Here is a 20,346-nt window from a genome sequence, read left to right on the forward strand (position 1 = left end):
AGTAAAGATTTTTTCAAACCCCTTCTTGTGGAACCCTCCTCACCAATCAGGTCTTAATTCCTATGTCAATAAAGTTCCCAGATCAATTTCCACCTAAATCATTTTTGTCTCCACATCTTTGACAGTGGACCGTCTTCTCCATAGACTGGATCCGCAGCTGGAAAAAATGCACTTTCGATCTCTTCCTGTACACCGTCTAAGTCTTTCTCTACATCTGTTTTTATATTATAATCTTCTCCATTTGGGTATGCACCGATCACTTCAAATTCTGGAGAGGCAGATAATTTCTTATGACCAGTTCCCGCAGGAAGCAATAAGACATCACCACTCTTTACTATAAGCTTGGATCCACCTTCTCCACCTATTTGTAATAAAGCGGAGCCTGTTTTTACACCCAGAACTTCATGGGTGTTGCTGTGATAATGATGATAGGAAAATACTCCTCCTGACCAGGTATTTTTCCAATTATTTTGCTGAAAGACCTTTTCCATTTCGTCTTCCTTATTCTCCATTGCCCTTTTATAATGAAGAGCCGGTAGATACGGATGATTGGGTATATATCTATTCTGTTCGAAATAATACATTGTAATATCTGGATTACCCATGGATACACACCTCTCTGTCAGTTGATATTACTGTATACCCCTCTTCTTCCTAAATCATTCCTACGATTATTTATTGAATTCTTAAAAACATCCATTCAAATAATTACTTCTTTTCTTCCAATTCTGACTTTTGCATTTTTACTAAAAATAAGAAAGTTTCCGTCGATAATATTCAAGGTATCTTTTAATTTTGCTAAATAAGAATTATTAACATTTAAAAAGGAAGGCGAACAGTATGAAAATTTCCATTAAGTATAAATTATTAGCAAGTTTTCTGATTGTTTCTATTTTATTTATGCTTCTGTCCTATTATTCTTATAAAAGTACAAAAGAAACAGTAGAAACTTATGATTATGTAATTGAAACCGTCACAGAATTACGCTCTATTTCTGAACAAATACAGACAAATACAGCTAGAGAAATTTCAAACTTAAGGGGTTATTTTGTTTATAAAACCGATGCCTATAAAAATAGAGTAAATGGCGCAAGCACCAATATTGATACGCTTGTTAACAGTGGGATAGAAATCTCTACTGAGGCAGAAACAGTAAAGCGATTAAAGGATATACAGACTTTAAACAAAGAACTTACTCATAAGGCGAATGCATTGATGAATAGTAATAATCCTTCTCGATCTGCTTTAGATGAGATTACGACATTGTCTGACAGCTTATCTGATCAAACGGAAGCTTTTAATATTTGGCTGAGCCATGATATTTTGAATCCAGAAGTTGAAAAAGCTCATACAGATTCTGAACAAAGAATGATGCTGGTAATTATTTTTAGTGTGTTAGTCACGATGATATCTGTCGTTATGGGGGTCCTACAATCAGCTCTTATTATGAAACCAATTCAGTATTTAAAAACAAATATGCAAAAAGTAGCAAAAGGGAACTTACACACAGCTAAATTTCCTATAAAATCAAAAGATGAAATTTATCAACTAAATGAAGCTTTTGAACAAATGAAAGAGAATTTAGCAAAAATGATTGTTAACATGACAGAAAGCTCAAATCTGGTAGCGGCATCTGCGGAGCAATTAAATGCAAGTGCAGAGCAATCAAGCAATGCATCTGCAGCAATTGCTTCCTCTATTCAGGCAATTGCTGCTAGTAATGAACATGCAATTGTTAAAATATCTGGCAATACACTTGCCTTAGATTCCATTTTAACCGGAGTAGAAGCGATTAAAGATCGTTCTTTGCATGTGTCTTCCTTATCGCAAGCTGCATTTACCTATGCAGAAAAGGGAACAAAACAAATCGAAGATAATTTAACACAAATGAAATTCATTTATGATTCTGTACAACGTTCCAATTCGATTATCTCTTCTTTAGCTGATCGATCAAAAGAAATAGGAAAAATGATTGAGTTAATAAGTAATATTGCCGAGCAAACAAATTTATTAGCTTTAAATGCGGCTATTGAGGCGGCTAGAGCAGGAGAAAACGGCAAAGGCTTTGCCGTTGTAGCCGATGAAGTTCGTAAATTAGCGGAGCAGTCTCAAACTTCCGCACAAGATATTTCCCAATCTTTACATGGAATTCAGCAGGATACATCTGATGCAGTCACCATGTTAAATGAGACAATGGATCGAGCGAAGAACGGGGTAACTATTTCAACAAATACAGTTGAATCCTTCTCCACCATTGTGTCCAATACTCAAAAGGTTGCTCCAGAAATAGATGAGGTTGCCCAAACAGTTGCTGCAATCACAACACAGATTAAAGATGTGGTTGGGGCTGCAAATGAAATTACCCTTCTTGCTAAAGAAAATGGGAATAGTACAGAAGAAGTTGCCGCTTCTACAGAAGAACAATTAGCATCGATGGAAGAAATTAAGGCTTCTGCTGAATCCTTATCCAGCATGGCAGAAGAATTAATGGAAATTGTGTCTCAGTTTAATAGTGAAACCTAAATGTGAAGTAAGAGGACCCGAAAAGTTAGCGTGACAATTACTTTTCGGGTGTTTTTTAAGGAGAATGAATAATAATTTGTTGTTTGGCTGATTTCTTGGCGCGGTTGGCTGATTTTTTCTACTTTGGCTGATTTCCTGGCGCGGTTGGCTGATATTTTTCTACTTTGGCTGATTTCTTGCCCCGGTTGGCTGATTTCCTAGCCCGGTTGGCTGATATTTTTCTACTTTGGCTGATTTCTTGCCCCGGTTGGCTGATTTTTCTTTACTTTGGCTGATTTCTTGGCGCGGTTGGCTGATATTTTTCTACTTTGGCTGATTTCCTAGCCCGGTTGGCTGATTTTTCTTTACTTTGGCTGATTTCCTAGCCCGGTTGGCTGATTTTTCTTTACTTTGGCTGATTTTCTGCCCCGCTTGGCTGATATTTTTCTACTTTGGCTGATTTCTTGCCTCGGTTGGCTGATTTCCTCCTGTTTTTCTGATTTCCCAGTGCACTATGGCTAATTCTCGATACTTTCAGCCAAAATCATCATTCACTTCACCAATTATTCCCTATAAATATTAATTTTTCATCCTTCCTCCCACTCCTCCTTCTTCTTTCTTCGAACAGAATAAACGAAATAAATAGCAATCAATACTAAAAGAGCGAATAAAAGCAGAAATAAATAATGAAAGCCTAACATTACTGCCTCAAAATCTGAACGTCTTGTATCATTCATCCAATCCGTAATCGTTCCATCTAACCACATATTCATAAAAGTAATAGCTAGCGCTGTCCCGATTACCATTCCAATATTTCGAAGTAAGGCAATAGTACTGCTCATCATTCCTAAGAATTGTAAGGGAACATATAGCATCATAATGCTGTAATTGGGTGATGTTAAAATCCCCATCGAAAAACCCAATAAACAAAGCAATGCAATTAATATAGGTAAGGATGTCCCAGGAGATAGGAAACTCAGACCAAGCATCGTTATACATAAAAGCCCTAAGCCAACTAAGACTACTTTCTCTCCCCCAAATCTGTCTGCTAACGATCCACTAATAGGTCCTAGTACTGCAAGAAACAATGGATAACACATTAATAAAAGTCCTGACTGCTCGGCAGTAAAGCCTACAACTCCCCGTAAATAAAAAGGTAATATAACCGTTGAAGCAAATGCAGCACAATAGCTTGTCATTAAGATTAATCCACCTGCTTTAACAATCGGTGAAGAGAAAATCGATGGCTGGATAAACGGATGCTCCTCCTTCTTACTATGAAAGAAAAAGAAAAGAAAGCAGGCAACACTCATACACGCAATCCCTAATAAATAGATCTTAAATGCTCCCTCACCAATTGAGTTAAGAACAAAAACAAAGGAAACAATACCGATTCCAAAATAGATGCTGCCTTTGTAATCAAAGCTAGAATTTTCAAAATGGCGGTCAATTGGCACAAATCTTTGTGCTAAAAAATAGGCTCCCAAACTTATTGGAACAACGGTCCAAAATAAGATATGCCAAGAAAAGGATTCGATAAAAAATCCACCAACAGAGGGACCTAATAATGCTCCGATTCCCACAGATGTGCTGATAATCCCAAGAGCTTTGCCTCGATGTTTCTCAGGATAAACATCTGTCACAATTGCCATATTGACTGCTTGAAGCATTGCTGCCCCACCGCCTTGGATTACTCTAGCAATAATTAACATAGGAATATTGAAAGACAGGGCGGATCCGCATGCTCCCACTGCAAAAATAAGATAGCCAAGATTATGTATACGCTTCTTTCCAAACTGATCTGCTAGTTTCCCCATCAAAGGTAAAAACAACATAATTGCCAATAGATACCCATTGACAATCCATTGGGTAACGGAAAGCTTTGCCGAAAAGTCAATGGATATATCGGTTAAGGCAATATTGACAAATCCAGCAGAAAAGTGGGACAAAAAAGCCCCTGTACAAACAGATAGCAAAAAAAGTATGGACTGGAATTTTTGACTCGAGGTTGATGCGCCTTTTCTTACTTCTAAATAACTTAGCTTGTTTTTTGTCATTTAAATCATCCTTTATGGTGATGAACATATGCATTCTCTCTACTACGGCGAAATCTAAAGAGGAGGATGAGAGTATCAGAAGCTTCTCACACTTTCCTCCTATCAAACTAATTCGTATCTTACTGCAGAGCATGAATAGATTTAACTACTTCTTTACTGGTGGCAACTGTACCAAAGAACTGGTTGATGGTTTGCAAGGTCATATCATGTGCCTCTTTCGAGAAGGCTGCCGTACAATCTGATAAGAAAATAACATCGTAATCCAGCATAAAACCATCTCTTGCTGTTGATTCCACACATATATTTGTGCTAACACCAGCCATTAACAGCGTCTCAATTTTTAATGCTCTTAGAACAGAATCCAATCTTGTATTAATAAATGCACTATATCTATGTTTTATTACGATAACATCATTCTTCTCTGGTTCCAATTGATAAAATTCTGCTCCCCATGTATTCTTTCGGCAAAGCCCCTTCTGATTTTTTCCCTTTAGTCGCTTAACCCACGTTTCTGAATCTGTGCTGTCCTCATGAATCGTTTGAATATAAATAATCGGTACATTTATGTCTTTCATCGAAGCAATCATGCTTTTTAGATTTGGCATCATTTCATCTACCATAGATACATCTAAATCCTGCTGAGCTAAGCTTCCTTCTTTATGACAATAATCATTTTGAACATCAACAATTAATAATGCAGTATGTTGGGGATTCCATTCTAATTGATTCATTAGCCTCATCCTTTCGTGTTAAATTTATACCTTCCTGTATCCTTTGCATTCCCATCAAAATGATCCATATTATTTAGAAAGCTCATCCACAAATTGCATGTCAATTAGCTTATCGTATTGATAGCCATTTGTATAAACTCCAGTTTTTTCGACAACTTCCATTGGTTTTGCAAGTGCCTCTTCGGAAATAAAGCCATCCTTACTCCAAAGACTATCTGCATAAGCCCGATCAAGCGAAGCCTGCAAGCTTTCCTCCGCAGTCGAAGGGAATTCTTGTTTTAAAATTTTCATCGCCAGCTCATGATCCTCATCAATCGTCTTAAGTCCTTTCATAACCGCACTGACAAAGCTTTTTACTGTCTCTGGCTCTTCTTCTATTGTTGACTTTTTCACGCTTAATACCGAATATGGGTAGTCACCAAGACTGGCAAAGCTGTAAAACGGTTCTGCCCAAACTCCTTTATTTATTCCTTCGGTAATCTGTGGTTCTGCGCCATTCGCTATATCAGCTTGACCCGATTCAACTAATGAAACGACAGCACTTGCATCAGCTGGTTCTTCTAGTTTGACATCTTTATCAGGATCTAATCCGACATCCATTAATAACCACCGTGTTAATAAATTGGGACTTCCGCCAAAGCGCCCTGCTGCTATGGTTTTTCCTTTTAAATAATCAGCAAGTTTCTCCTTACTAGTATTAGCTATTGTTTGCTCTGTATCCGTCATTAAGTACACATTGGCTCGGTTTACAACATTTACTACAGAAACAATAGGATCAGCATTTCCTGTGTTGGCCATTTGATTCGATTCTGGACCACCAATATTTCCCCATGCATCCCCACTAACTACAGAAGTAACATGGGCACCGCCTGTTGCTGTAATTATTTCAACCTCTAGTCCCTCTTCTTCAAAAAAGCCTTCCCGAATCGCTGCATATAAAGGCAGATAGCCAATTAAATGTACTGGTTCGGCAATAACAAGCTTCTTTGTTCCATTCTCAGACTCTTTTTTACTACTGGTGCCGTTTGCGGAGGAACACCCGCTAAAAATAATTATAAGAAGCACTAAATAAACACCAATTTTAAAATAGCGACTTTTTTTCATGTAAACTCTCCCCCTATTGCATTATCTAAACTGGCTAAGACTCTACTCTCTCAGTCTTTTTCCTTTTAACAAGCGCTTTTCCAGCCAAACAGTGCCTATATACATCAACACTGATAATATGGATAAAACAACAACTCCTACCCATACTAAATTTATATTCATAATTTGTCCTGCGTACAAAATCATTCTGCCAATCCCTTGTCGCGAACTAATAAATTCCCCTACGATTGTTCCCGCTAAGGCTAAGGCAATATTAATTTTCAAACTGCTGACAATCCACGGCATAGCAGAGGGAATAACGACTTTTGCAAAAATATGATGTTTTTTTGCGCCAAGGGAGAAAAGCATTTTTTCTAAATCAGCATCCACACTTTTCACCCCACTATGTGCAGCAATAGCTGTTACAATCACAGTCATCATAAATGCCAGAACAACTTTTGAGCTGAAGCCAATCCCAAAAAGAATAACTAAAACCGGAGCTAATGCAAGTTTAGGAATGGCGTTAAAAGCAATTAAATATGGTTCTGTGATTCGGGAGTAAAAATAGGACCACCAAAAGGACAATCCAAGCAACGCACCAAAAAATGTGCCAAAAAGAAAGCCGATTATAGTAGCACCTGAAGTGTATAGAAGATCGCTCCATAAAGTTCCTTCTGTAAAAGCAATAATACCCGTTTCCCAAATAATCGTCGGGCTGCTCCAATAATAAGAATCGATTATTTTCCACTTGGTAAGTAGTTCCCATAAAACAAAGAAAAGAATACCAATTAAAACTTGCCCAATTAGCGTTATTCGCTTCTTCCTTCTTTCCTTTAATTCCTCATCCTCTATAATCGGCAATATACCTACCTCTTGCATTTTCACCTTGTGCGGCAAAATAATTTGCTCTGAATTGTCTCTCATCTATGTTCCTCCTCTTTTCTAGAATCTTATTTTTCTAAAGCTGCTTCTTCCTTTAATAGTGCAAATAAATATTTTTTCAAAGCAATGAAATCCGGATGCAATAATGTTTCTTGATTGCGTGGTCTTGCTAATGGTACTTCTACCTTTTCCTTTAATCGTCCTGGTCTTGGGGATAAGACATAAATTTCATCTGATAAATAGATAGCTTCATCAATATCATGGGTTACAAACAAAATGGTTTTCTTAAAATCAGCCCAAATATCTAACAGCCAAGTTTGCATCAATAATCGTGTCTGGGCATCTAAAGCACCAAATGGCTCATCGAGTAAAATAATATCTTGGTCATATAACAAGGTGCGTAATAATGCTGCTCTTTGTCTCATTCCACCAGATAATTCATCTGGATAATGATGTTCAAATCCCCCTAATCCGTATTTTTGAAGAAGTGGTTTAGCTCTTGCCACAGCTTCTTTCTTACTCACACCCTTTATTTCTAGTCCTAATATGACATTTTGCAAAATACTTCTCCAAGGTAGAAGCAAATCTTTTTGAAGCATATAGCCCACATATCCATTCTTGCCAACAATGTTCTTACCATCGAGGATTACCTCCCCAGTAGTAGGCTTCATTAGACCTGCGATTATATTAAATAACGTTGATTTACCACAACCACTCGGTCCAATTAAGCTGATAAACTTGCCTTCTTGGATTTTTAAATTGGCATCCCTCAATGCTACTACTTCTTTTCCTTCTTTTTTAAAGATCTTATTCGTATGGCGAACTTCTAGTTTATACACCCTAAAATCCCTCATTTCATAAAATATTACTTTTAATAAAAAAAACCGCCAGAATTTCCTGAGTGTTGTATCTCAGTCTAATTCTGACGGTTTTCCTGCTCTCTTCCAAAGAGTTCATTTAACCAGCCAAATAGGATTCAATTTTCTTGTCTAACATAATAATTGTTCCACTAATCTCTCTCATGGAATCATAATCCTTTAATATTAGCTGCACCTTGAAATGCAGTTTTTCTTCTAAATTGCGTAAAAGCATTTCCTTGTATTTATCAATTAATAGACGATCAATAATCTCCGCAAGGTTATCACTTGAACTTTCTATAATTTCCAGTACAGGAATACGCTTATGCTTAGCAATAATGATAATTTTATTATCGATTAAACTAATCTGCTGTTCAGTTAGCCCAACCTTAAAAATCAATTGATTGACAAGATTGTTTTCCTTCATGATACTTTGCTTCAATTCTCCGAGAGTTCTTGGTAGCTGATCAACTAATATAATTATCACCCCCACTAAAGATAGCAGAACGAATAAGCCATTCTATAACCTATCAAAAGCTCGCAGCACACAAGCAAAACAAATCTACCTATATAAAATATAGAATATTCTGTTTATTGGATCATATCATATCTTTGTACGACTTTCTTCTATTTTGTCAGAAATTCTAACTCTATTTTTTATAAAAAGTTTAGAGATCTAATTCCAATGAAAGAAATTTATACTCTAAATAATCTTCTAATCCATACTTTCCACCTTCGCGGCCGACTCCTGATTCTTTTACTCCGCCAAATGGTGCTTGTTCAGTGGTTGGTACCGGATCATTGATCCCAATTATGCCATATTCAAGGCCTTCTGACATTCTAAATACACGAGAGATGTCTTTTGTATAAAAATATGCTGCTAATCCATAGGAAGTATCATTAGCAAAATGTAAGGCTTCTTTCTCTGTTTCAAATTCAAAAATTGGCGCTACTGGTCCAAATGTTTCTTCCGTCGCAATTTTCATCTCATGAGTAGCATGTAATAAAACTGTTGGTTCATAGAAATGGCCATTGTCATATTCTTCGCCAGCTGGTTTTTTTCCTCCATAGATGACTTTAGCGCCTTTTTGGATAGCATCTTGAATATGCTCTTCCGTTTTGGCAACAGCTGCTTCGTTTATAAGTGGCCCAATGGTTACTTCAGGATACAAGCCATTTCCAACAACCAAATTTTTCATTTTTGTTACTAAAATATCGGAAAAGCGTTCTGCAATTGTTTTCTGAACATAAATCCGATTCGTGCATATACATGTCTGTCCTGCATTGCGAAACTTACTTGCAATAACGCCTTCAGCTGCTCTTTCTAAGTCTGCATCCTCAAAAATGATAAAAGGAGCATGGCCCCCAAGTTCCATCGAGATCTTCTTCATGGTAGCAGATGCTTTTGCTGCAAGCTCTTTCCCTACTTTTGTTGAACCTGTAAAAGTGATTTTTCTTACTTCTTGTCTTTCCATCATCGCATCTCCGATTGGAGCCGCATCACCATGAACTAAATTTAACACACCTTTTGGCAGTCCTACTTCATGAAAAATCTTCATTACTTCTATTGCTGTTAAAGGAGTGGCTTCCGCTGGCTTTAAGACAACTGTACATCCAGCAGCAAGCGCTGGAGCAATTTTTCTAGCAAGCATGGCGATTGGAAAATTCCATGGAGTAATTGCTCCGACTACTCCTACTGGCTGTCTTAGCACAATGATTCGCTTTGTTTCTGAACTTGCAGGAATCGTATCACCATAGATACGTTTTCCTTCTTCCGCATACCATTCCAAATAATCTGCTGCTAAATTCACTTCCCCCTTAGCCTCTGCAACTGGCTTTCCCATTTCAGTTGTAATAATTGCTGCGAGATCTTCTATTTGTTCGCGCAGCTTATCAGCTACTGTTTTTAAATACATAGAACGTTCTTTTGCAGTTTTTTTCGCCCATAAAGGCAGCGCATTTTGAGCTGCATCAATTGCTAAATGCCCGTCCTCCTTTCCTCCTCTTGCCACTTCTTCAATGACCTCTCCAGTTGCCGGGTTATAGACAGAATAAGTTTTTCCTGAAACGGAATGACGCCATACCCCATTAATATATTGCATTTTCATACTCCTTTCATAAGTGTTTTTCCCCTATCATAACAAACATTTTCGATAATTCCACATAATCCGACTTGCTTACTCCTATAAAAAACGGAGCATCTTATTAAATAAAGACGCTCCGTTTCTCTTAATTCACATAAAAATATCCTATAACTCCAAGAATGATTAAAACAATTATAAGAATTCCATATTTGCGAAAAAACTTTACACCTGGATTCGCCGTTTGTTCACGAACTTCCTTTAGAAGTTTTTTCAAAGATTGAGATCGTATACTAGCTAATTCTCTTTTCCGTTCTTTCTTCTTCCAAATAGAATTACGATCCGTAATTAAGTAATCTTTTAAGGCATAGTTGAACCTTGGACTCGTCCCAAATTTTTTCAAGGACCATTCAATATAATCAAGCATTTCATCTTCGGAACCATATATCGCTATATACGAAAAGACTTGACGATGTTCGACCCCCTCCATTCCTCCTGGAAACAGAAGGAGAAATCGTTCATATGGTTTAAAAAGACCATTGTCTTTCGCAATCTCTTGGGCCAAATCGGTTGCTTTGGCTTTAATTGGTTCACTTGCCATACGAAAAACGTTTTGTGTTTGTTCCTGAGATAGGTAGAAATAGGTATACAGTAATTCTAATACTTCAAACTTCTCTTTTTCCCAACCCTTTATCTCAAAACTACGTTCTTCTTTGTCTTGTAAAAATATCTCTCCAAACTGCTTAACATCGGCAAGCTCTACTTTTTCTAACTGTAATTGTACTAAAATCTGTGCTTTTACATCCGGGAGCACCAACCTCTTATATGATTCAAATGGAATAAATCTTTGAAAATAGACGATTATTTCAAAGACAATTGCCATAGGATGGCTGCTTTTTTTCACTTCATACACTAGTCTATTTTTGGTTGTTTTTAAGAATGTTGCATTATGCTCAAAGGAAGAATTTACATGCAATAGATTTTTGATATTAATTAATACTTTGGTTAAAGAATGTTGAAAGCTGAATTCATGCTTTAGATAATCTTCAATAATCTCTGTGTAAGAAAAAATATCACTCATATAAGAAAGAACTTGCTGATACGTTTCTGGATATTTTTCGAGAATTTCCCATAGTGATTGGCAGATATCTTCCCCTTCATAATAGGCAATTGTTTTAACTATAAATTCTACAACATCTACATGTTCAACAACCTTTTGGATTTCCAAAACAAATCTTAGATAATCAGGAACAATGGAAGCGTCCTTCATCCGCTCTTCTCGATAAAGCACTTGTTTGAAAATATGTACAAGCTCGAGCTTTTCTCGATGATTTTTTTGGAGAAAAGTATACAGCATTTTCAATGTCGCTACTTTATCGTTATCATAAAAATAATAATCTAGTTTTTCCATATAGAATAGAAGAAATAAGTCATTGTATGTTTGAATAGCAAGTTTCTTCTGTTTATCCAATCCTTTCAAAGCCCGTTCACAGTAAACAAAAAATTCATCTAGCTCTGTGGCAGTTTCCAGTGCTTCAAAAGCAAAGTGAAGGTAATCATGTTCTTCTTCCTTAAAACTTAAGACATTTCTTTTATCCTGACTTAAGTCAAAAGTAAATTGGTTTTCCACAGCTCTATTTCGGAGACGAATGGATCCCTGCTCTACAAACATTACATGGATATTTTCTAACATTTCTGGTTCGTTATGAAAAGTAGATGCACCAAATAATCTTCTTGTTTCATAGGGCATATATATAAATAATAATTCCAATAGCCACATTGCATATTTATGCTGCTGATGAGAGGGGGCCTGAAACGAAATATACACTCTTTTCTTTTCCGCAACCGCCGTAATACAAGCAAATAATAACTCTTTAAACTTCTTTTCATCCAGCTGTAAAACATAAAACAGCTCTTGCTTTTTGGTAAAGATATTCTCTTTCGTATATGAGACATGTTCTATTTCTTCTAGTTCTTCTCCTAGGTTCTCAATATCTTCCAAGCTATAAAAATGTTCAATATGAAAAATTTGAGAAGGTTTATGGATCCATTCCTCTTTTCTACTTGGAGGAATAATATAATTATGTACAAACAGCTGGTTCTTTCGTTTTGGGCTTTCAGCAGGCGCAAAACTAGATTTCCCTATCACCAATTCTCCCGTTTCAGGCTGCATTAAAGTAAATTGCGGTGGATAATTCTCTATTTCTTTGTCACTGCTTTTCTTTAATTCACTCGGCATATGATAAGTACTAATTGGAATTAGGTATTTCTTGATGAAGCTTTCCTCCACGTTAGGGGAGACAGCTATAGTATCAGACTCATCACCTGAAAGAAAAAGACCTTTACCATCTCTAGTTACTATTTGCTGCTGTATCAGGCTTTTTCCCATTGTCCTCTCTCCTTTCTTTCCTTGTTTTTATAGATAAATAAGGTTTACATTAATGCTTCTATATTCATCACTATAATTACAATATAAAAAAAACAGCTAATATCTGTATTATACAGGCATGCTGTTTTTTTAAAAACTAACTTCGCTGCACTTTTCCAATAAATATAGAAATTCTATCTACTTTTTTGAAAATTCCCTGTGGTATTCAATATTCTAGTTAAACCTTGGGTCTGTTCCCTTTTTGTCTCTTGCTTTTGGGCACAGAGAGGAGCGCTCTTTTTTCTTTTATTTCAGTTTACATATTATTAACATAATTATAAACTACTCAAAATAGCTCCAACGGTTGACTCCTGCTAACTTATAATGTTTTGGCTAATATTCTTCTTATTCTTTTTTGGAATAAATAATTCTACACCAATTATATAATAGGAGGGTTATTATTTTTTCATTAAGAAAAAGTAATTTCAGTTCTTCTACATTGCGTAATACCGCAGTTTTGACTGTTTCTTCCTTTCAGCTTTCTTCACAAACGACATTCATTCCTATTTCTACCACTTTAAATGAATGACATATTTTGCTAAAGACTCCTTTCTGCAATTCTTTATATTTATAGATTGGTAATTTTGAAAATGGGGATTTGTCGATGTGCAGCGCTGCTAATTTTTCAGCCAATTGTTGCTGAAACTTGTTCAGATTTTCGGAAGGATGACTCATTCTTTTTAAATATCGCTGGACCTGCGTTGGAAAAATAAATGGTAAAGATAGGGGAGCTTGTTATTAAGGTAAACTCAGGATTACTAAAAACAACAGAAGAAGTAGTTGTTTTATTCTCCCAACCATGCTTATGAAGCAACTGTTTAAATAACGTTTCATCCCTCCTTATTTTATTTAGTGGGTTACTAATTTCTTTATGATTCATTGTATAGATGCGATCATTTTGATAGTAATAGTCTCCTCCATAATTCTTTATTTCAAAAAGATGAATTTCATCAGTGTTAATAATAATGGAATCGATTTGAAAAGTAGTGTTATTTATTTGCAGTAGTAAATCATTGATTAATTAGCTGTCTCCTAAAAGAGTCTCTGTGAAGCAATCAAATAATTTTTCTCCTGCCTAGCCTTTTTTCAGATGAGCTAAGTACTGTTTTTCATTTAAATCTAGGTCCATCCGTTGATTCAAGGATTGTAAAACGAGGATTTCTGGAGAAATTGTCCGAGGTTTATAGGGCATACTAATTTGTTTCATCCCTTCTTTTTTTATTAAAAAAGGCCATTCTATAAGAACAGCCTCTTTTTTTTTATTCAACAGCAACAATCATTCTGCCTGTTATGCCGCCTTCTAATATTTTGGGTAACTCTTCAGGTAATTGCTGCAAAGATACCTCTTTATAAACAAAGGAAGAAAGGTTTTTTGGTTTCAAATCAGTTGCAATACGTTCCCATAGCTTTTGTCTAATTCCCATTGGGCAATAGACAGAGTCGATTCCAAGTAGATTCACTCCTCTAAGTATGAATGGAAATACACTTGTCGGCACTGCTCCACCACCTGTTAAGCCACTTACTGCGACCGAACCGCCATAGATTATTTTACTAATAATTGCAGCCAACGATTCACCTCCGACTGGATCAATTGCTCCTGCCCATTCTTGCTTATCCAGTGCCTTTACTTTGCCATTATAGACGTCTTCTCTTCCGATAACATGGGATGCTCCAATGCTTGTTAAATAGCCCTCTGCTTCTTTCTTTCCAGAGCTTGCAATAACGTTAAACCCTAATTGGGAAAGCATCGCTACACCGAAGCTGCCAACTCCACCAGTAGCACCTGTCACCAATACAGATCCATTCTCTGGCTTCAGACCATTATCCTGCAATCTTTGTATAGAAAGAGCTGCGGTAAAGCCTGCTGTTCCAATAATCATCGCTTCTTTCAAGCTTAATCCTTCTGGCAGCTGAACAATCCAATCTGCAGGAATACGAGCATATTCACTATAACCTCCAGAATGAGATACACCTATTTCATAGCTGGTAGCAATAACAGAGTCTCCTTCTTTAAAGCGACTGTCTTCTGAAGACACAACTATCCCTGCCATATCAATTCCTGGAATATGGGGATACGAACGAACAATTTTTCCATCTGGAGTACCAGCAAGCCCATCTTTATAGTTTACGCCAGAATAATGAACTTTTATGACTACTTCACCAGCAGATAAATCCTCTAAGCTAACATGCTTTGTTTCCACTGAAAAATTACTATCTTTATTATCAACTACAACTGCTTGAAAACTATTTTTCATTATTAAGTCACCTCGTACTCATAGTATCAATTTAGTAATAACAGGTCAAAGCAAAGAAATTACCCTATTATTATAGTATGAATGCGAATTTCCACTTACAGAAGTGCAATTACTCTCTGTGATTCTTTTCAGCTGGGTATAACTTTTGATAAAATGCTATTGCAAAATCAAAAAAGTACATAAGTCCAAAACGTTCTGAGGAGAAGCCTGTTCGATCATATGTTTGTCCATGAAGTCTATAGAAAAGATTAGCTTTATTGACAATAGGAAGGCTTTCATTATGGGTAATAACGATAATTTTGGCGTTGCTTTTCTGAATAAGTTGGATCAACTCTGTATTTCCTTCTATGAATCTGCCAGAAGGGCTTGTGATAATGGCTACAGATTGTTCGTCCAATTCTGCTATATCTTTCATTTGCTCTTGGATATCAGAAAAGGCATGAACAAATTTCCCAGACTTTACTAATCGGTATTGAAAATCTTGAGCCATCGCTTGAGATAATTGTGTTCCGAAGAAAGAAACCTTCTTTGCTTCATAGATAATTTCTAAAATATTTCGTACATCACCAACATTTATCCTAGCTTCCATTGTATGCAGCCACCCTGCCATTTTTTGATAAAGCACTCTTTGCAATTGCTCGCCTACTTCATTTTCTTGTAAGCCACTTTCAGTATATTCCTCCACTGGATTTTCCAACTTGTCCAATTGGGCAATATCTTTAAATTCCTGAAAGGAAGCATACCCTATTTTTTTACAAAATCTTGTAATCGCTGCAGGGGATGTATAACAAGCTTCTGCTAAAACAGTAATGTTCATATTGGCAATATGACGCACATCTTTTAATAGTGTCAAGGCAATATAGTAATTCGTATCCTTTGTTTTATTGTTATTAATAAAGTCTAATAAACGAAAAATAATATCTTTCAATTTCATCACCAAAATTCATTGATTTCTTTACTTAAATAAGCTAATTTCCTTTAATTTATTCCATCATCTATCCGTTCTTTTTCTAAATGGATTTCTTTTATCTTCTTTTAAATTTAAGCCAATAGCCTGCGCAACTTTTTCGATGACTTCCTCGATACATAAACCATTTGTATCCACATGCTCCCTAAATAATGATCGTTCTAGCTGCTTTAATCGAGATTCAGCTTGCTTATATGCCCAAGAATCTTCTCCTTCTAATCTGCTTCGTAATCGTTTTTTGATCGTAGCTTTTGACGCCATCAGTGTAACATGTTTAACTATAATCTGATCATTCTTTAATCGCGAGATAATTTCATGAAAATATGCTTCATTCGTAATGGTCATTGGTACTATAATGATTCCATCGTAATCGCGAGTGATTTGTTTTAATAATGAATAGTTTGTCTCTCTCCAAAGAGGAAAATCTTGAAAATCATCCTTTTGTAAAGCGGGTGGAATATTTTTCATTAAGACATATCCAAATCTTTCTGGATCAAATACAAATGCTTTTTCTAATCTTTTCACAAGCTCATAAGCAGTTGTTGTCTTCCCTGCACCAAATGTTCCGTTGATCCAAATAATCATAAGCTTCCCCCCATAAGGTATTTTTCTTTTACTATAGCAAATTTATCACTCTTACTTTTTTTCTCACTCCAAATGTTTGATTTTTTTGAAAAAACACCTACTTTTCGCTTTCCGAAAGTTGTATAATTTTTAGAATAATATAATTTATTTACAGAGGCTATCTCTAAGGAGGAAAAACAATGCAAATTCAACCAGAGGACATCGTTAGAAGTGGTCCGAACCAATATATTTGTAAAGAAGGAATTCTAAAGGAATTAGACAGTTTATTGTCTCCCTTTCAAGCTCCTGCCATCATAACTGGCAATAAATCATTTGAAGCCTATACTAAATATGTCGCTTCCATTCCTGAACACTGGAAAATTATTCAGCACGCAGGCTATAGTTCTCAACAGGCGATAGAGGAGCTCGCCCCATCATGTGGAGCAGCTGATGTCATTATTGGTATAGGAGGCGGCATTATATTAGATACTGCCAAGGCAGTTGCAGACAAATTAAATATCGAAGTTGTTTTAATTCCAACTGTTGCTGGAACATGTGCTGCAAGCACACCATTAAGTGTCATTTATTCACCAGATGGGGAATTTGAAAGAGTAGCATATCATAGACGCTCTAGTTATTTAACGGTTGTTGATCCAGCATTTTTAATTCACACCCCGATTGATTATTTGAAAAGTGGAATTGGTGATACCTTAACAAAATGGTATGAAGCAGAAGCGATTATCCGAAATGCGAATGATGAAAGAGCTCACTCTTTATTTGTCCAAGCTGCATTAAGCCAATCTGTTTTCATCCGTGATATTTTATTAAAGGATAGTATAAAAGCAGTTCAAAGCAGTGAAGCTGGAAAAGTTACACCGAGCTTTACTAAAACGGTAGAAGCCGTTATTACTTTAGCAGGAACAGTAGGAGGATTCGGCGGAAGATATGGGAGAATGTCTGGATCTCATGCCATTCATAACGGATTAAGCTTTGTTGAAGAAACACACACCATCCTTCATGGACAAAAGGTGGCTTATGGCATATTAGTCCAGCTTGCCTTAGAAAACCGCATTGATGAAATCGAAGCATTGTTGCCATATTATCAGCAGCTCGGTTTTCCAACCAATTTAGCAGACTTACATATTGTAGATAATCAGGCAATAGCTCTACAAAAGGTTGCAGAACATGCTGTTAATCCAAAAGAATCGCTTCAGCTGATGGGTTCCTATCGAGCAGATGAAGTAATTGCGGCAATGAACGTCCTGGAAAGTATCACAACTAGCAAATCTGTATAAAAAATGAAAAAGGAGATAGAATTCAACATCGCTTATAGCGATGTTGATCCATCTCCTTTTAACTCTTTTAAAACAGCCATTACATCGAATTCTCCTAATCCATTTTCAAGAGCGGATTGATATGTTTTATAGGCTGATGCTCCAATCGCATTTAATTCTGCCGTTTCACTTGCTAGTCGTAAATCTTTTGCCATATGCTTAAGGGCAAATGCTGCCGGAAAATCATCCTTTAAAATAGACGATGATTTCATTTTTGAAATTGCTGTTCCGACTGCACTTTCATTAATAATAGTTAACATGTCTTCTTTTTTTATTCCTTGTTTTTCTGCAAAAAGAACGGATTCGGCAATTCCTTGTACTGTAATTCCCAATAATAAGTTAATGGCAAGTTTTGCATTACTGCCGGCTCCAGATGGACCAAGATAAATAGAAAGCTTGCTCATCGGCTCCAATACAGCTTTCACCTGTTCGTAAACTTCTTCTTCGCCGCCAACTAAAACAAGTAAATTTCCTTCCTTAGCCGGTTGAACACTTCCTGAAACTGGGGCATCAAGAAACTTCACTCCATTTTCTAAAGCAGTATTATAAATGAATTGAGACGTTTGTGGGGAAACGGTACTCATATCAATAAATACTTTTCCTGATTTTGCATGTGACAAGATTCCATTTTCAAGATAGATGCTTTTCACAGCATTATCGTCTGAAACCATTGTAAAAATGAGGTTACTGTTATCGACTAGTTCTGTTAACGATTCAGCCTGTTTGGCACCAACAGCAATTAATTCTTTTCCTTTATCGGGTGTACGATTATAGAACGTTAATTCATAACCAGCCTTGATTAAATTCAAAGCCATCGGAATCCCCATATTTCCTAATCCTATCCAACCTATTTTCATACAATCATTCCATCCTTCCCATCCTATAGTCATACACATTTTACCATATTATTTATCACAATACGTCAATGTGGATATAGGATAGGAAGAAGAATTACCGTTTATAATCTTCTAAACAATACATTATTCTCTAGATGAATATGATCAAATGTTAAGCTCTCTAATTCTTCTAGTTTTAAATAGGTTAATCGGTACGTATTACATGCATGCAGCGGCAGTTCATAATCATTCGTAGCTTGGCGAATTTTCTTCAATATTTCCCCTGCACCTTCATGTTCCTTTTCTAATATTGTGATTTCAGCACGAGCCTTTTCAAGACTTTCTACTTCCTTACTCGCCTCATATTCTATCACTTTTGGAAAAATCCGCTGCTCTTCTCGAAGCAAGTGTTGTTCTAAATCGTCCTTTAATAAATAAAACTGGGTATACATATCTTTCAAATGTAAATCGCGCTCCCCATGCACACGATAGACTTTACTAACAAATCCATCTAATTCTTCTAATAAATCTCTCGTATTTGCATGGTAATGATCGATAATATACTTCACTAAATCAGTTAATGACCTATTCATCCAGTCAATTTCTTCGGTTGTCTGCATCTGTTCATACATAATATTGAGTACTTTTACTAAATCCTTATCTTCTAAATGTAAAGATTTAATTGCCTCTCCTATTGGCCGATTTCCCCCACAGCAAAAATCAATTTTATATTCTTTAAATAGTTTACTTGCTGCTGGAAACTTAATAATGATATCACCTGTTTTCGTCTCTTCCGTAAAAATGGCATTCATATGAACACTCTCCCTTATTAGAATAGCTAAAGTATAGAAGATATGGACAAAGTAAAATAGGATTGAAATCACAGATTAAAGATTGTTATAATTTTAATTAGATAATCATCGTTTTAATTGTGAAAAAATACACAAATTGACTGGTGGTGTTAATAATGAAACAACAAATGGTTAGCCCATGTCCTAAACGAGTTCCTATATTTTACTCTTTATCAGATTTAGAAATAAAAAAAATAACAGATGTTGTTCATCATAAACTATTTAAAAAAGGTGAGATGATTATAGAGGAAGGAGATATTTCCACCTCTCTTTATATTATTCATAGTGGCAAAGTCAAGCTATCTAAGTTAACTATTCAGGGAAAAGAACAAATCGTTCATTTATTAACGACTGGTGATTTCTTTGGAGAGAGCAATCTTTTTCATGATGACATGGTTATGAACTTAAGCTGCCATGCTTTAGAAGATACAAAGATATGTGTATTAAAAAAACAAGATTTTGATCAAATAATGTTAAGTAATCCTGAAATCTCTTTCAAACTGTTAAAAACGATTACCAAACGCTTATCTCATACAGAAGATCTAGCAAGAACGTTAGCAACGAAAGATCCCGAAGTGAGAATTGCCGATATGCTTTTAGAATTCTGTGAGAAATTCGGGACAGAACATCAAAATACTGTTCTTATTACCCTCCCTATCACAAGAGAAGAAGTCTCCAGCTATGTTGGCCTTACGAGAGAAACAATTAGCCGAAAACTTGCAAAGCTGGTCGACAAGGGAATTCTTAGCTTAATCGGTAACAAACAAATTCTCATTCATAATAAAGGGAAGCTTCAATCAATAGGGGGATAACTTCCCCCTTTAATAATGAAAACAAATAAATATTCATCGCAGCTATTCCTTCTCCTTTTCCAAGCAGGAAACACTTTTACATAAGTAACTTCTTATTCTCCTAAAC

At 36.1% G+C, this 20,346-nt stretch carries 18 protein-coding genes; 3 read left to right on the forward strand and 15 right to left on the reverse strand.

From position 1 onward, the window contains the following. Nucleotides 1–98: 98 nt before the first annotated feature. Nucleotides 99–605, reverse strand: coding sequence for a cupin domain-containing protein (locus NSS71_RS15170; RefSeq protein WP_047943654.1), 507 nt, complete (start codon nt 603–605; stop codon nt 99–101). A gap of 235 nt (nt 606–840) precedes the next feature. On the opposite strand from NSS71_RS15170, the gene NSS71_RS15175 reads away from it, so the two are divergent. Continuing rightward, nucleotides 841–2,523: a methyl-accepting chemotaxis protein gene (locus tag NSS71_RS15175; protein ID WP_047943653.1), complete on the forward strand. Its 1,683-nt coding sequence runs from the start codon at nt 841–843 to the stop codon at nt 2,521–2,523. Between the two features lie 566 nt (nt 2,524–3,089). Here NSS71_RS15175 and NSS71_RS15180 read toward each other — a convergent pair. The 12 genes from NSS71_RS15180 to NSS71_RS15235 form a co-directional block, all read right to left on the reverse strand. Continuing rightward, complete coding sequence (locus NSS71_RS15180) at nt 3,090–4,559, reverse strand: MFS transporter (protein ID WP_047943652.1); 1,470 nt, start codon at nt 4,557–4,559, stop codon at nt 3,090–3,092. 119 nt (nt 4,560–4,678) lie between these two features. After that, nucleotides 4,679–5,290, reverse strand: coding sequence for a cysteine hydrolase family protein (locus tag NSS71_RS15185; protein WP_053215751.1), 612 nt, complete (start codon nt 5,288–5,290; stop codon nt 4,679–4,681). 69 nt (nt 5,291–5,359) lie between these two features. Continuing rightward, nucleotides 5,360–6,394, reverse strand: a complete 1,035-nt coding sequence (locus tag NSS71_RS15190; protein ID WP_047943650.1) for an ABC transporter substrate-binding protein — start codon at nt 6,392–6,394, stop codon at nt 5,360–5,362. A 42-nt stretch (nt 6,395–6,436) separates the two neighbouring features. Beyond that, nucleotides 6,437–7,252 carry an ABC transporter permease gene (locus NSS71_RS15195; protein ID WP_047943683.1) on the reverse strand — a complete coding sequence of 272 codons (816 nt, stop codon included), beginning with the start codon at nt 7,250–7,252 and terminating at the stop codon, nt 6,437–6,439. 71 nt (nt 7,253–7,323) lie between these two features. After that, nucleotides 7,324–8,094: an ABC transporter ATP-binding protein gene (locus NSS71_RS15200; protein ID WP_369989348.1), complete on the reverse strand. Its 771-nt coding sequence runs from the start codon at nt 8,092–8,094 to the stop codon at nt 7,324–7,326. 118 nt (nt 8,095–8,212) lie between these two features. After that, a complete protein-coding gene (locus NSS71_RS15205; RefSeq protein ID WP_141232339.1) occupies nt 8,213–8,554 on the reverse strand; it encodes a Na-translocating system protein MpsC family protein in 342 nt (113 codons plus the stop codon). A gap of 226 nt (nt 8,555–8,780) precedes the next feature. After that, entirely contained in the window at nt 8,781–10,214 is a 1,434-nt protein-coding gene (locus NSS71_RS15210; protein ID WP_082138393.1) for an NAD-dependent succinate-semialdehyde dehydrogenase, read from the reverse strand. A 127-nt stretch (nt 10,215–10,341) separates the two neighbouring features. After that, nucleotides 10,342–12,582: a GAP1-N2 domain-containing protein gene (locus tag NSS71_RS15215; protein ID WP_328282763.1), complete on the reverse strand. Its 2,241-nt coding sequence runs from the start codon at nt 12,580–12,582 to the stop codon at nt 10,342–10,344. 664 nt (nt 12,583–13,246) lie between these two features. Beyond that, on the reverse strand, nt 13,247–13,639 hold the full coding sequence (locus tag NSS71_RS15220) for a nuclease-related domain-containing protein (RefSeq protein WP_082138392.1): 393 nt from the start codon (nt 13,637–13,639) through the stop codon (nt 13,247–13,249). Between the two features lie 241 nt (nt 13,640–13,880). Next, a complete protein-coding gene (locus NSS71_RS15225; protein WP_328282762.1) occupies nt 13,881–14,876 on the reverse strand; it encodes an acrylyl-CoA reductase family protein in 996 nt (331 codons plus the stop codon). Between the two features lie 109 nt (nt 14,877–14,985). Then, the gene (locus NSS71_RS15230) at nt 14,986–15,804 is read right to left on the reverse strand and encodes a MurR/RpiR family transcriptional regulator (protein ID WP_341151798.1); all 819 of its coding nucleotides are present in this window, start codon (nt 15,802–15,804) and stop codon (nt 14,986–14,988) included. A 63-nt stretch (nt 15,805–15,867) separates the two neighbouring features. Next, nucleotides 15,868–16,428, reverse strand: coding sequence for an AAA family ATPase (locus NSS71_RS15235; RefSeq protein WP_328282761.1), 561 nt, complete (start codon nt 16,426–16,428; stop codon nt 15,868–15,870). A 185-nt stretch (nt 16,429–16,613) separates the two neighbouring features. On the opposite strand from NSS71_RS15235, the gene NSS71_RS15240 reads away from it, so the two are divergent. Continuing rightward, the gene (locus NSS71_RS15240; RefSeq protein WP_047943682.1) at nt 16,614–17,702 is read left to right on the forward strand and encodes an iron-containing alcohol dehydrogenase family protein; all 1,089 of its coding nucleotides are present in this window, start codon (nt 16,614–16,616) and stop codon (nt 17,700–17,702) included. 32 nt (nt 17,703–17,734) lie between these two features. On the opposite strand, the gene NSS71_RS15245 is transcribed toward NSS71_RS15240, so the two are convergent. Beyond that, nucleotides 17,735–18,598: an NAD(P)-dependent oxidoreductase gene (locus NSS71_RS15245; protein ID WP_047943681.1), complete on the reverse strand. Its 864-nt coding sequence runs from the start codon at nt 18,596–18,598 to the stop codon at nt 17,735–17,737. 101 nt (nt 18,599–18,699) lie between these two features. Next, complete coding sequence (gene ric, locus NSS71_RS15250; RefSeq protein WP_047943641.1) at nt 18,700–19,389, reverse strand: iron-sulfur cluster repair di-iron protein; 690 nt, start codon at nt 19,387–19,389, stop codon at nt 18,700–18,702. A 155-nt stretch (nt 19,390–19,544) separates the two neighbouring features. On the opposite strand from ric, the gene NSS71_RS15255 reads away from it, so the two are divergent. Further along, entirely contained in the window at nt 19,545–20,240 is a 696-nt protein-coding gene (locus NSS71_RS15255; RefSeq protein WP_061798030.1) for a Crp/Fnr family transcriptional regulator, read from the forward strand. Nucleotides 20,241–20,346 lie beyond the last annotated feature (106 nt).

This window comes from Niallia sp. FSL W8-0951 (assembly GCF_038006525.1).
Taxonomy (GTDB): domain Bacteria; phylum Bacillota; class Bacilli; order Bacillales; family Cytobacillaceae; genus Niallia; species Niallia circulans.